General features: G+C 64.2%; 12 protein-coding genes. 6 read left to right on the top strand and 6 right to left on the bottom strand.

What is annotated here, in order from left to right:
• The first annotated feature begins 7 nt into the window (after positions 1-7).
• Together lpdA and BLR25_RS21845 are read left to right on the top strand one after the other, a co-directional pair.
• Entirely contained in the window at positions 8-1,840 is a 1,833-nt protein-coding gene (gene lpdA / locus BLR25_RS19270; RefSeq protein ID WP_091940170.1) for a dihydrolipoyl dehydrogenase, read from the top strand.
• A 341-nt stretch (positions 1,841-2,181) separates the two neighbouring features.
• Entirely contained in the window at positions 2,182-2,685 is a 504-nt protein-coding gene (locus tag BLR25_RS21845; protein WP_091940172.1) for a type II secretion system protein, read from the top strand.
• A 254-nt stretch (positions 2,686-2,939) separates the two neighbouring features.
• On the opposite strand, the gene BLR25_RS19280 is transcribed toward BLR25_RS21845, so the two are convergent.
• Entirely contained in the window at positions 2,940-3,452 is a 513-nt protein-coding gene (locus tag BLR25_RS19280; RefSeq protein ID WP_143009932.1) for a calcium-binding protein, read from the bottom strand.
• A 426-nt stretch (positions 3,453-3,878) separates the two neighbouring features.
• On the opposite strand from BLR25_RS19280, the gene rpiA reads away from it, so the two are divergent.
• Positions 3,879-4,541: a ribose-5-phosphate isomerase RpiA gene (gene rpiA / locus BLR25_RS19285; protein WP_176785990.1), complete on the top strand. Its 663-nt coding sequence runs from the start codon at positions 3,879-3,881 to the stop codon at positions 4,539-4,541.
• 318 nt (positions 4,542-4,859) lie between these two features.
• On the opposite strand, the gene BLR25_RS19290 is transcribed toward rpiA, so the two are convergent.
• Positions 4,860-5,255 (bottom strand): calcium-binding protein, encoded by a 396-nt coding sequence (locus BLR25_RS19290; RefSeq protein ID WP_143009933.1) that lies wholly within the window; start codon positions 5,253-5,255, stop codon positions 4,860-4,862.
• Between the two features lie 130 nt (positions 5,256-5,385).
• On the opposite strand from BLR25_RS19290, the gene BLR25_RS19295 reads away from it, so the two are divergent.
• The gene (locus BLR25_RS19295) at positions 5,386-6,132 is read left to right on the top strand and encodes a cytochrome b (protein ID WP_245715615.1); all 747 of its coding nucleotides are present in this window, start codon (positions 5,386-5,388) and stop codon (positions 6,130-6,132) included.
• Between the two features lie 60 nt (positions 6,133-6,192).
• Here BLR25_RS19295 and BLR25_RS19300 read toward each other — a convergent pair whose 3' ends face one another.
• Genes BLR25_RS19300 through BLR25_RS19315 form a run of 4 tightly spaced genes read right to left on the bottom strand, consistent with a single transcriptional unit; the run spans position 6,193 to position 10,122 of the window.
• Positions 6,193-6,462, bottom strand: a complete 270-nt coding sequence (locus BLR25_RS19300) for an oxidative damage protection protein (protein WP_091940219.1) — start codon at positions 6,460-6,462, stop codon at positions 6,193-6,195.
• A gap of 58 nt (positions 6,463-6,520) precedes the next feature.
• The gene (gene argA, locus BLR25_RS19305) at positions 6,521-7,840 is read right to left on the bottom strand and encodes an amino-acid N-acetyltransferase (RefSeq protein WP_091940180.1); all 1,320 of its coding nucleotides are present in this window, start codon (positions 7,838-7,840) and stop codon (positions 6,521-6,523) included.
• A gap of 7 nt (positions 7,841-7,847) precedes the next feature.
• On the bottom strand, positions 7,848-9,356 hold the full coding sequence (gene pap / locus BLR25_RS19310) for a polyphosphate:AMP phosphotransferase (RefSeq protein WP_091940220.1): 1,509 nt from the start codon (positions 9,354-9,356) through the stop codon (positions 7,848-7,850).
• Positions 9,357-9,381: 25 nt separating this feature from the next.
• Positions 9,382-10,122, bottom strand: coding sequence for a 16S rRNA (uracil(1498)-N(3))-methyltransferase (locus BLR25_RS19315; RefSeq protein ID WP_091940182.1), 741 nt, complete (start codon positions 10,120-10,122; stop codon positions 9,382-9,384).
• A 198-nt stretch (positions 10,123-10,320) separates the two neighbouring features.
• On the opposite strand from BLR25_RS19315, the gene BLR25_RS19320 reads away from it, so the two are divergent.
• Both BLR25_RS19320 and BLR25_RS19325 read left to right on the top strand, forming a co-directional pair.
• A complete protein-coding gene (locus BLR25_RS19320) occupies positions 10,321-11,058 on the top strand; it encodes an SDR family oxidoreductase (protein ID WP_091940184.1) in 738 nt (245 codons plus the stop codon).
• A gap of 229 nt (positions 11,059-11,287) precedes the next feature.
• On the top strand, positions 11,288-13,747 hold the full coding sequence (locus BLR25_RS19325) for a glycogen/starch/alpha-glucan phosphorylase (protein ID WP_091940186.1): 2,460 nt from the start codon (positions 11,288-11,290) through the stop codon (positions 13,745-13,747).
• Positions 13,748-13,757: the final 10 nt, after the last annotated feature.

Genomic DNA, 13,757 nt, shown 5'->3' on the forward strand with positions numbered 1-13,757 from the left:
ACCGGACATGAGCCAACTCATCGAAGTCAAGGTCCCCGACATCGGCAATTTTCACGACGTGCCGATCATCGAACTGTCCGTCAAACCCGGCGATGCCGTCAAAGCCGAAGATCCGCTGCTGACGCTTGAATCGGACAAGGCCACCATCGACATCCCCAGCCCTTGTGACGGTGTCATCACCGCCTTCAAGGTCGCGGTCGGCGACCGCGTCTCCGAAGGCACGATCGTTGCCATCATCGATGCGGCCGGCGCCACCGCCGCCGCCCCGGTGACCGCAGAACCCATCGCCGCACCCACGGCCGCGCCGGTCGCCGCACCCACGGCCGCGCCGGTCGCCGCAGCCCCCGCGCCCGCCTCCGCGCCGACAGCATCGGCATTTTCCGGCACGGCCGACATCGACTGCGACATGCTCGTCCTCGGCGCCGGCCCCGGCGGTTATTCGGCTGCATTCCGCAGCGCCGACCTCGGCCTCAAGACGGTGCTCGTCGAACGCTATGGCACGCTCGGCGGCGTCTGCCTCAATGTCGGCTGCATTCCCTCCAAGGCATTGCTGCACGTCACCGCCGTGCTCGACGAAACGCAGCACCTCGCCGACTGCGGCGTCAGCTTCGCGCCGCCGCAAATCGATATCGACGCCCTGCGCGCGCACAAGGCCAAGGTCGTCAAGAAGCTGACCACCGGCCTCGTCGGCATGGCCAAGGCACGCAAGGTCGAGGTCGTGCGCGGCCTCGGCCGCTTCCTCGACGCGCATCACCTCGAAGTCGCCGTCACCGACGGCAAGGGCCAGGACACCACCGGCGCCAAGAAGGTACTGCGCTTCAAGCAGTGCATCATCGCCGTCGGCTCGCAGTCCGTGCGCCTGCCTTTCATCCCGGAAGACCCGCGCATCGTCGACTCGACCGGCGCACTTGAACTGCGCACGGTCAACGGCGCCATCCCCAAGAAACTGCTTGTCATTGGCGGCGGCATCATCGGCCTCGAAATGGCCACCGTCTATTCGAGCCTCGGCACCAAGGTCGATGTCGTCGAAATGCTCGACGCGATCATGCAGGGACCGGACCGCGACGCCGTCAAGGTTTGGGAGAAGCAGAACGGACACCGCTTCGAGCGCGTCATGCTGAAAACCCGCACGGTCGCCGTCGACGCCCGCGACGACGGCCTCTGGGTCAAGTTCGATGGCGAGAACGCCCCCTCGGCCGACGCCGTGCGCTATGACATGATCCTGCAATCGGCCGGACGCCGTCCGAACGGCTCGAAGATCGCCGCCGAGAACGCCGGCGTCGCCGTCGACGAACGCGGTTTCATCCCGGTCGATGCGCAGATGCGTACCAACGTGCCGCACATCTTCGCCATCGGCGATGTCGTCGGCAACCCGATGCTGGCGCACAAGGCGGTACATGAAGCGCACGTCGCCGCCGAAGTCGCCGCCGGCCAGAAAACCGGCTTCGATGCCACGGTCATTCCTGGCGTCGCCTACACGCACCCGGAAGTTGCCTGGGTCGGCGTCGGCGAAGACCAGGCCAAGCGCGAGGGACGTTCGGTGGAAACGGCGAAGTTCCCGTGGGCGGCGTCGGGCCGCGCCATCGCCAACGGCGCCGAGTACGGCTTTACCAAGCTCGTCTTCGACGCCGAAACGCATCGCGTCATCGGCGGCACGATCGTCGGCCCCTCGGCCGGTGACATGATCGGTGAAATCACGCTGGCCATCGAGATGGGTGCCGACGCCGTGGACATTGGAAAAACGATCCATCCGCACCCGACGCTCGGCGAGACGATCGGCATGGCGGCCGAGGTCGCTCACGGCAGCTGCACCGATATTCCGCCGGCGCGCAAACGCTGACACGACGACGCCCCCCGCAACGCACCGGACGCCCCTGGCGCCGGTGCGTTTTCCGTTGACGCCGTCGAAAAAATGGCCGCCCCGGGAGTTCATCGACGCGCGCGGACATCACCGACAACGGGCCGCTACTCGCACCGCTGTCGTTCGCCTTGCCTGCGCGAATCGATCTGGTCTATGATCGATAATCAAGACACTTCATACACAATAACAACACCGGCCTAATCGACAAAACCGCTTGAAATAGCGAATTACCCCTTTGTCGAACTCCAAAAAAACAGCCATGAGACATTGTTCCGCCCGTCTGGCGAGACACCCTCTCCCATTGCTTCTGGAGTCGTGCTATGGCCGCCACACCACGCGAAAAGGGGTTTACGCTGATCGAACTGATCTGCGTCATTGTCATTCTCGGCATTCTTTCCGCCACCGCGATGCCGCGATTTGTCGATCTCGCCAAGGACGCTCGTATCGCCAAGCTCAATGCGCTTGCCGGCGCACTGCATACGACGGCCTATTTATGGAATGCCGCCTGCATGCTGAGCAGCGACAGCCATAAGTGCCTATACGCCGAAGCCGAGATCTTGTACAACGGCATTTCCGCCAACATCATCAATGGCTATCCGAACGCTGGCGACGCGCGCCCCTATCAAATCGAGACGTTGATCAACACGAGCGGTTTCACCGTGACGAAACCGGATTTTTTCTACATCCGTTTTTCGGTCCCCGACGCACCGGTGCCAAACTCGTGTTCGGTCACATACTGTGAGAGCAACACAACAGTCCAAGACACAACTTACTGCACACCAAAAAGCTACCGCGTCATTGTCCATACCGACGGATGTGGTTGACCCTGTAAGTCTCACACCCCGACATCCTCGCCGCATCGCGTTGTATTCTTCGGAGCGCGCTTGACGCCATCGCGGCGCGTAAATTCGCGCCCCCATGGTCGACTTCGCCCCCACCGATCGACACATCTGCTTCATCTATTTGCCGGGCCGCCTCGGCCAACAACTGCCATTTGCATAATTTCGAAAGCATCGCCGGGCAGGCATGTGGCACCACCGCCACACCCGTGCTGCCTTACGACAGCACGGGCCCCAAATCACACCATGACATTCGCCGCATAAATCGCCGACGCGCGGTTCTGATAGTCGGCCGCGGACAACGTCGTCCCGGCCGCCGGCGGCGCCATCTGCGCCATTGCTGTGATCAGGTTGCTGACGGTGGCGTCGGGCCTCCACGCAGCATCCGCCGGCGCTTGCCAGACCCGTTTCTGAATCAGCATCGACACATCGTCGAAGCTTCCAGCACCGCTCGTCTCAAGCTGATTCGACAGTGCCATCACCAGCGCATTGGCATCGGCCGCTGCCAGTACCTTGGCATCGTTCGACACGATCCGCTCGATCTGATACTGCGTGCCTGCATAGTGGTTCTGGATCGACACCGTGTTGCTCGGATTATTGCCCATCCCGTCCTGGCTACCCATGATGTCGATCACGAGATCGTTGCCGCGCCGGCGGAACCACAGTTGATTGGCCCGCGCGTCGATGAACAACGTATCCCGATTACCGTCCGCGTATCCTGACGCACGACTCAATCGTGTCGTTCGTGACATGCCTGTGCTCCAGATGTAAGCGCTACCCCAACCCCATTTGAACAGGGCTGGTTCCATGTCGTCAGAGTTTGGAAAGTCGGATCTGACAGAGGCTACCGAAAAGGCAATCGGCGAACGATTGATTGATTCTCTGGGAGAAGGTCAGAGAAATGATAATTGAGAGGCTATTGGTCAGTTACCGTAATGGAATTTTTGTCCGGCGAAGCTAATTTAAGTAGTCTAAAAAAATAAAAGTATTAACTAATTCACATAATTTCGACAAAATCACCGGCTCATCCCGAATCCAGGCGAAAGTCTAGACATTTTGTTGAATACCGCCTTCGGTCTCACGCACTTTACTCACCATGGCGGTGCGCACCGGCACGCCTGTGCGTTGCCGGGACATTCCGATAGAATGCTTGCTTTGACCATCGCCAATCTCTCATCATGACCCAGGACGAACTCAAACAAGCCGTCGCCGAAGCGGCGCTCGCGCATGTCGTCGAAGGCCGACTCGTCGGCGTCGGCACCGGCTCCACAGCACGCCTGTTCATTGAAGCGCTCGCCGGCATCAAGGACCGCATCACCGGCGCCGTCGCCAGTTCCGAGGACACGCGCCGCCGCCTCGAAGGTCACGGCATCCGCGTTTACGACCTCAACGACGTCACCGACCTGCCGGTCTACATCGACGGCGCCGACGAAATCACTGCCGAAATGCACATGATCAAGGGCGGTGGCGGCGCGCTGACGCGCGAGAAGATCGTCTCGGCCGTGGCGCAGAAGTTCGTCTGCATCGTCGACGCTTCGAAGTATGTAGATGTATTGGGCCGCTTCCCGCTGCCGGTCGAAGTCATTCCGATGGCGCGTGCCCAGGTCGCGCGCGAACTCACGCGCCTCGGCGGCCGTCCGGTGCTGCGTGAAGGCTTCGTCACCGACAATGGCAACATCATTCTCGACGTACACGGCCTGCAGATCGTCGACCCGGTGGCGCTTGAAAGCGAAATCGACCACCTCGCCGGCGTCGTCACCAACGGTCTCTTCGCCCGCCGCGCCGCCAACGTCTGCCTGATGGGTACCGACAAGGGCGTCATCACACTGAGCGCCGACTGAGCGTCACGCCGCGCTGACCGGCGGCTTGCCGTACGAGAAACCCGGGGCGCGTCTGCCGCCGCCGATTACGTTCGTCTCGATACCGAACAGATTTTTCGGTTCATCGATCACCGCCATGCCACGCTCGGCGCTAAAGGCCCGCGGCCGCATCGATGCGGCCGACGCCACCGGCATTCTTGGCGGGCCGCGCGAAATTCTTCGCAGTGCGCATGGCGACCTCGCCCAAAAAAAGGCGGCACCGTCGGGCGTGGCTCTCACGCACGCCCGACGGCACCGCCACCACACCGGTGCTGCCTTACGACAGCACGGCCCCCCAAATCACACCATGATATTCGCCGCGTATATCGCCGTCACGCGGGTCTGGAAGTCGGCTGTTGACAACGCCGTTCCGGCCGCCGGCGGCGCCATCTGTGCCATTGCGGTGATCAGGTTGCTGACGGTGGTGTCGGACTTCCATGCCGTATTCGCCGCGGTTTGCCAGGCCCCCTTCTGGATCAGCATCCACGAATCGTTGAAGCTTTGCGCACCGCTCGTCTCAAGCTGATTCGACAGTGCCGTCACCAGCGCGTTGGCATTCGACGCCAATAGCACCTTGGCGTCGCTCGACACGATCCGCTCGACCTGATACTGCGTGCCGACATAGTGGTTCTGGATCGTCACCGTGTTGCTCGGGTTATTGCCGCTCATATCCTGGCTGCCCATGATGTCGATCACGAGATCGTTGCTGCGCCGGCGGAACCACAGTTGATCGGCCCGCGCGTCGATGAACAGCGTATCCCGATTGCCCGTCGTCGCATCGTTCTCGATGATCGTGTCGGCACCGCTGACGCGGTCGAAACGGTAGATGGTCGAGTACGCCGGCGAAGGGACGGATCTGGTGCTGTCGTCGGTCGATTACACGCTGACGGACAATGTCGAGAATCTGACGCTGAGCGGTACTGCGATCAAAGGGGACGCGACTGAACTTTTCGGGCGTTGCGGCGGTCAAGCGCGGGCGGCGTGTATTATCCCGCGCTCGTCCACCTTTCTCCGGAACACGACCATGACGCTACGCAACACGCATGAACGCTACGGGACGATTTCGATCGGGCTGCACTGGCTGACGCTCGTCCTGCTCGCCGCCGTCTATGCCTGCATCGAATTGCGCGAGTTCTTCCCGAAAGGCAGCGATCCGCGCAATCTCCTGAAACACTGGCATTTCATGCTCGGCCTGCTCGTCTTCGGGCTGAGCGCCCTGCGCCTGGCCTGGAACCTGGCCAACGCCAGCCCCGGCATCACGCCGCCGTCCCCGCACTGGCAGGCCGTGTCGGCCAAACTCATGCACGTGGCACTGTATGCGCTGCTGCTGGCGCTGCCGCTCACCGGCTGGCTGATCCTCAGCGGCGAAGGCAAGCCGATTCCCTTCTTCGGCATCGAACTGCCACCGCTGATCGACGCCAACCGTTCATTGGCCAAGCGCATCGAGAATCTCCACGAAGCCGGCGCCAATCTCGGCCTGCTCCTGATCGGACTGCACGCCGCGGCGGCACTTGTCCACCACCACCTGATGCGTGACGACACCCTGCGGCGCATGTGGCCGCAGCGTCGCTAGGCGGCAAAAAACAAGGGCTCCCGCGGGAGCCCTTGTTCCAGGAATACGCCCGGCCAGCGCTCAGCGCGGCGGCACGTAGCCCTGCACCTGGTCGGCGCCGTCGCCGAAGAAATGCTTTTCGAGTTGCTCGGAGAGGTACTTGCGATGCTCGCCGTCCGCCAGGTTGAGGCGGTTCTCGTTGATGATCATCGTCTGCAGGCGAACCCACTGTTGCCAGGCTTCCTTCGAGACGCTCCGATAGATGCGCTTGCCGAGCTCGCCGGGATAAGGCGGCAGATCGAGACCTTCGGCCTCGCGGCCAAGCTTGACGCATTTCACCATTCTTGCCATGTGCATAACTCCGTAGTTTCAGGTGCGATCGTTCTTCCGGCCGATGGCCGCTTGCATTTCACAGCGGCTTCGAGAACACCTTCGAACGCCGCTGCAGATTGTAGACCAGCCGCTTCTCTTCCGGCAGATCGGCGACCGACTGCTCGGAGAAGCCGCGCTCGCGGAACCAGTGCGCCGTCACCGTCGTCAGCACGAACAGGCAGCGGATGCCGAGCGCCCGCGCGCGCATCTCGATGCGTTTGAGCAGTTGCTCGCCGTAGCCCCAGCGACGGAAGTGCGGATGCACCGCCACGCAGGCCAGTTCCGCCTGCTCTTCGCCATAGGGATAGAGCGCGGCGCAACCGACGATCATGCCGTCGTGCTCGACCACCGAGAAGCGCGTGATCTCGCGTTCGAGCAGTTCGCGCGAACGCCGCACGAGAATGCCGGCTTCTTCCAGCGGCTCGATCAGCGCGACCAGGCCACCGATGTCGTCGGGCCGCGCATCGCGCAGGATTTCCAGCGATTCCCGCGTGATGATGGTTCCGACCCCGTCGCGCGAAAAGAGTTCGCGCAGGAGCGTGCCGTCCTCGTTGTAGCCGATCAGATGCACGCGGCCGACGCCGGTACGGCTGGCGCGCGCGGCACAGGGCAGATAACGGCGAATGTCGGTCGACAGCCACTCGCCGGAGGTAACCAGCCGGTCGGCGGCGTCGGTGGTCATCTCGTCGAGCAGACGGCCGTCGCTGTCGGTGACGCCCTGGCTGTCGGTCAGGAAGATCAGCTTGTCGGCGCCGATGGCGACCGCTGTCGCCTCGGCCACCTCTTCCATCGCCAGGTTGAAGATCTCGCCGGTCGGGCTGGCGCCGAGCGGCGAGAGGATGACGATGTTGCCGATGCGGAGCTGCGCCTTGATGCCTTCCGCATCGATCTTGCGCACGCAGCCGGCATACTGCATGTCGACGCCGTCGATGACGCCGAGCGGCTTGGTGACGATGAAGTTGCCGGTCACCGCGCGGATCGTGCTGTTGGCCATCGGCGTGTCGGGCAGCCCCTGCGAGAGCAGCGCGTCGATTTCGAGATAAACGCTGCCGACCGCGTCGATGACGCAGTCGAGCGCGGCCGCGTCGGTGATGCGATAGCCCGAATGGTTCTTCGATTCGAGACCCTTCTCGCGCAATTCCTCCTCGATCTGCGGCCGGGCGCCGTGCACCAGCACGAGGCGCACGCCGAGGGCTGCCAGCAGGTTGGCGTCGTAGGCGAGCGAGCGGGCCAGCGGCCCGGCGATCGCACGTCCGCCGAAGGCAATGACGAAGGTCTTGCCGCGGAACAGGTTCACATACGGCGCCACCGCGCGAAACAGCGAGACAAAGTGGGCGGAGCTCAATTCTTCGGCCATGTCGGTTTCAGTCCTTTTCCTTCTCTTTCGTTTTCTCGGTCAGCAGCGCCTTTTCCAGACGCTCGCAAATGGTACGCAGAATCTTGACGCGGGCAAAGCTCTTGTCATTGGCCTCGACCAGGGTCCAGGGCGCCGAACTCGTGCTGGAGCGGTCGACCATGTCGCACACGGCGGCATGATACAACCCGGCCTTCTCGCGGTTGCGCCAATCTTCTTCGGTGATCTTGAAGCGCTTGAACTCGACCTCCTCGCGCTCCTTGAAGCGTTTCAACTGCTCCTCGTCGCTGATCTGCAGCCAGAACTTGATGACGATCGCACCGTCCTCATGCAGCTCGTGCTCGAAGTCGTTGATTTCGGCATAGGCGCGCAGCCAGTCGCCTTCGCTGCAGAAGCCTTCGACACGCTCGACGAGCACGCGGCCGTACCACGAGCGGTCGAAGATGGTGACGCGACCGACGCGCGGCAGATGCCGCCAGAAGCGCCACAGATACGGCTGCGCCCGTTCTTCCTCGGTCGGCGCGGCGATCGGCACGATCTGGTACTGGCGCGCGTCGAGCGCCGCCGTGACGCGCCGGATGCTGCCGCCCTTGCCGGCGGCGTCCGAGCCTTCGAAGACGAGGATCAGCGAGCGCTTGCCGAAGGCCGGATGGCGGACGAGATCGGCGAGCCGCCCCTGCCACTTGGCCAGCTGCGTCTCGTAGCTCTTCTTGTCGAGTTTCTGCGTCAGGTCGAGCGTCGTCAGCACGTCGATGCTGTCGCCCTTGGCGACGATCGGCGCCGCCACGGCGAAATCCCGCGCCTGCGGCGCCGCCAGGCGGGCCTGCATGGCTTCGAGAATGACGCGGCCGACCGTCAGCGAACGGTAGCGGTCGTCGGTGCCTTCGACGACGATCCACGGCGCCCACGGCGTGTTGGTCATGCGCAGCACATGGCCGGCGGCTTCCTGCAGCTTGTCATAGGTCTTGAGCCGGTCCCAGCTCGCCTGGGTGACGCGCCAGGCGGTGCGCGGGTCGCTTTCGAGCGCTTTCAGGCGCTTGCGCTGCCCGTCCTTGGACAGATGAATCCAGAACTTGAGGACGAGCGTGCCTTCGTTGGCGAGCATCGCCTCGAAACGGTTGATCTGCTCGATGCGCTGGTCGAGGTGCGCCTTGCCGACATCGCCGGCGATGCGCTCGGCGATCGGGCTCGAATACCACGAGCCGGCAAAGATGCCGATGCGCCCTTTCGGCGGCAATGCGCGCCAGAAACGCCACATGTACGGGCGCTCGCGTTCCTCGTCGGTCGGCGCCGAAAAGGCCAGCGTCGACAGGTAGCGCGCATCCATCCACTCGTACAGCACATTGATCGTCTCGCTCTTGCCGGCGCCGTCGACGCCGCTGATCAGGATGACGATCGGAAATTTGCCGCGCTCGCGCAGCTCGAACTGGGCGTCGAGCAGGCTGGCGCGCAGCTGCGGCACTTCCTTGCGATAGGTCGCTTTGTCGATGCTGTGCCCGAGTTCCGCCGATTCGAACATGATTTCTTCCTCCGCCAATGCCGCCTCAGGCAAAATCGCCCCATACCGCCTGGATCGCCGCCAGCGCCGCCATCCCGGCCGTTTCGGTGCGCAGGACGCGCGGCCCGAGACGCACCCCGCAGAACCCGGCGCTCGTCGCCAGGGCCGTCTCTTCCGGCGCCAGCCCGCCCTCGGCGCCGATCAGCAATTCGATCGCCTGCCCCGGTGTCGGCGGCGCCAGCGTCAGCAGCACGGCCTCGGCCTCGGGCACCAGCATCAGCCGCCGTACGCCCGAAACCGGCTGCGCCAGCCAGCGGTCGAGCGCGACGATCTCCTCGATCTCGGGCACACGGTTACGCCCGCACTGCTCGCAAGCGGCCACCGCCACCCCACGCCAGTGGGCGGCGCGACGCCGGGCGCGCTCGCCATCGAGCCGCAGCACGCTGCGCCGCGATACCACCGGCACGATACGCGAAACGCCGAGTTCGACGGCTTTCTGGACGGTGGCATCCATCTTGTCGCCGGTCTGCAAGGCCTGCACCAGCGTGATCGCCAGCGGCGATTCGCGTTCGACCGCATGCCGGGCGCCGAGGCGCACGCTGACGCAGTCGCGCGCCACCGCGTCGATGACGGCGTCGACTTCGCCGCCGCGGCCGTCGAACAGGGTCAGGGCGTCGCCGGCGCGCAGGCGCAGTACGCGCCCGGCATGGCGGGCGGCGTCTTCGGGCAGATCGAGCGCAGCGCCCTCGACAAGCGGCAGCGGACAGAAAAAGCGGGGAGCATTCATGCGCATATTATAGAAAACCCCGGTGCCGGAACGATGCCAACTTTGCCCCGGCGGGGTATTTTGCTGCGAAAAAGGCGCTTCCGCCTCGCCGATACAACACTTCGGCACCGCCCCCCGCCGCCCCCGCCTCCGATGATTCTGGCATGATAGCGGGCAAGGCCGGGCCGTCCGCCGCCCGCCACCCACTGGAGACACCGCATGACCACCCCGATCAAGGCCATCGTCACCGGCCATTCGCGCGGACTCGGCGCCGCCATCGCAGAACGCTGTCTTGCCCGCGGCATTCCCGTCCTCGGCCTCGCCCGGCGCGGCAATCCCGAGTTGCTCGCGCGTTATCCCGATCGATTGAGCGAAGCGGCCATCGACATGGCCGACGCCGCCGCCCTGGCGGCCTGGATCGACGGTAGCGACCTCCGCGCCTTCTGTGCCGACGCCGGCACGCTGCTGCTCATAAACAACGCCGGCACACTCGGCCCGGTCGGCCCGATCGAGACGCAGGCCGCTGCTGCCATCGCCACGGCGGTACAGATCAACGTCGCCGCGCCGCTGATGCTGGCCGGCGCCGCCGCCCGCGACCATGCCGGCGAGCTACGCGTCGTTCATATCTCGAGCGGCGCCGCCCGCTCGCCCTACGCCGGCTGGTCGGTCTATTGCGCCACCAAGGCGGCGCTCGACCATCATGCCCGCGCCGTCGCCGCCGACCAGAACCCGGCGCTGCGCATCTGCAGCCTGGCCCCGGGCGTCGTCGATACCGATATGCAAACGGAAATTCGGGAAACGCCGGAAGCGCACTTCCCGCTGCTGAAGCGCTTCCGCCAGCTCAAGCAGAACGGCCTGCTGACGGCGCCCGACGAAGCCGCCCGGCGCATCGTGGACTATTCGCTCGGCGCCGATTTCGGCAAGACGCCGACCGCCGACCTGCGCGAGCTCCCCTGAGCGGCCGCCTGCCACGCCCCACAATGGGGCAACGCCGCACCGGCTGCGACGAAGTCGGTGCGAGTCATGGCGCCGCCTCCGGCGCAGATTCCGGCCATTGCCGACACCGGCGCACGTGGCACCGGTCTTGCTCGCTTTTAACACGGCGGCATGAGCGCTTTTGTCGGACGCGCGCGCTTGCCGTAGAATCAGCCCATATCGTAACGACCGACACTGTGGAGAGACGTTTATGCCCGCCTCGAATCCCCTTGCCAATGAAGGCGCAGAATTCCGCGCCGAAATCGACAGGAAGCTGCTCACCGAAGTCGCCGCCGAACCGGTAACCGCCAACACCAAGGAGCTGTACAAGGCCTTGTCGTTGCTGGTCCGCGAGCAGCTCGCCCAGCGTTGGGTCAAGACGCAGGTCGAAGACCGCAAGGCCAAGGCCCGCCGCATCTACTACATGTCGATGGAATTCCTCGTCGGTCGCGCGCTCAACAACGCGCTGTCGGCGCTCGACCTGCGCGACACGGCCGACGCCGCCTTCTCGGCGGTCGGCGGCCCGGCGCTCACCGACGTGCTCGAATGCGAGCCCGACGCGGCGCTCGGCAACGGCGGTCTCGGCCGCCTCGCCGCCTGCTTCCTCGACTCGATGGCGACGCTCGAACTGCCGTCGTGGGGCTACGGCATGCGTTACGAATACGGCATGTTCGCCCAGTCGATCATCAACGGCGCCCAGGTCGAACACCCGGATTCCTGGCTGGTCGATGGCACGCCCTGGGAATTCCCGCGGCCGGGCACCGTCTTCCCGGTGCGTTTCGGCGGCAGCGCCGAGCACTGCGGCGAATGGGCCGAGTGGAACGCGGCCGAGGCCGTCGAGGCGCGCGCCTACGACTACGTCATTCCCGGCCACGGCACCGAGCGCGTCAGCACCCTGCGCCTGTGGAAAGCCGGCGCGCCGGCGCAGATCGACCTCAACGCCTTCAACTCCGGCGATTACGCCCGCGCCGCCGAGTTCAAGAACCGCTTCGAGAACATTTCCTGGGTGCTCTACCCGAACGACAGCACCCCGGCCGGGCGCGAACTGCGCCTGCGCCAGGAGTACTTCTTCGTCTCCGCCTCGCTGCAGGACATCCTCTTCCATCACCTGGAAGAACACGGGCATCTCAACAATCTCGCCGACCAGATCGCCATCCACCTCAACGACACGCATCCGGCGATCAGCGTCGCCGAGCTCATGCGCCTTCTTTGCGATGACTACGGCATGCTCTGGTCACAGGCCTGGAGCCAGTGCAAGCGCATCTTCTCCTACACCAACCACACACTGATGCCGGAGGCATTGGAAACCTGGGCGGTCGGCCTGATGCAGTACCTGTTGCCGCGCCACATGCGCATCATCTACCGCATCAACCAGGAGTTCCTCAACGAGGTCTCGCAACGCTTCCCCGGCGACATCGATCTGATCCGCCGCATCTCGCTGATCGACGATGCCGACGGCAATCCCGACAACAAGCGCGTGCGCATGGCGCACCTCTCGATCGTCGGCAGCCATCGCATCAACGGCGTGTCGCAATTGCACTCGGACCTCATGGTGCAGACGATCTTCGCCGATTTCGCCCGCCTCTATCCCGACCGGTTTCACAACAAGACCAACGGCGTCACGCCGCGCCGCTGGGTGGCGCAGGCCAACCCCAACCTCGCCACGCTGCTCGATCGCCGCCTCGGCAAGGAATGGCGGCTCGACTTGGACCGTCTGAAGGGGCTGCGCGCTGCCGCCGACGACCCCGAATTCCGCAACGAATTCGCCGCCGCCAAGCACGTCAACAAGCTGCGCCTCGCCGACTATGTCAAACGCGAAACCGGCATCATCCTCAATCCGCACTGTCTCTTCGACGTCCAGGTCAAGCGTATCCACGAATACAAGCGGCAGTTGCTCAACGTCCTGCACGTCATCACGCGCTACAACGCCCTGCTGCACGGCGTCGATGAGGATGCGACGCCGCGCTGCGTGATCTTCGCCGGCAAGGCGGCCTCGTCGTATTACATGGCCAAGCAGATCATCCATCTGATCCATGACGTCGCCACCACCATCAACGGCGACCCGCGCGTCAAGGATCGCCTCAAGGTCGTCTTCATCCCGAATTACGGGGTGTCGCTGGCCGAGATGATCATCCCGGCAGCCAACCTGTCGGAGCAGATCTCGACGGCCGGCACCGAGGCCTCCGGCACCGGCAACATGAAGTTCGCGCTCAACGGCGCGCTGACGATCGGCACCGAAGACGGTGCCAACATCGAAATCCGCGACAACGTCGGCGCCGAGAACATCTTCATCTTCGGCAACAGCACGCCGCAGGTCGCGGCGCTGCGTACCTCGGGCTACGATCCGCGCGCCATCTACCAGAACGACCCGGCACTCAACGAGACGCTGAACCGGATCGACGGCGGTTTCTTCTCGCCGAACGAGCGCAAGCGGTATCATGACCTCTTCAATGCGCTCGTCAATTACGGCGACCATTACATGCTGCTTGCCGACTATGCCGACTACATTGCCACGCAGCGCCGCGTCGACGCGCTCTACGCCACACCGGACGAGTGGCAGCGCCGCGCGATCCTCAACGTCGCCGGCATGGGCGCTTTCTCGGCCGACCGCACCATTCGCGAATATGCCATTGACACCTGGGGCATGGAGCAACTCCTGAAACCGATCTGAAAGGACCGCA

It is taken from the genome of Propionivibrio dicarboxylicus (assembly GCF_900099695.1).
Lineage (GTDB): Bacteria > Pseudomonadota > Gammaproteobacteria > Burkholderiales > Rhodocyclaceae > Propionivibrio > Propionivibrio dicarboxylicus.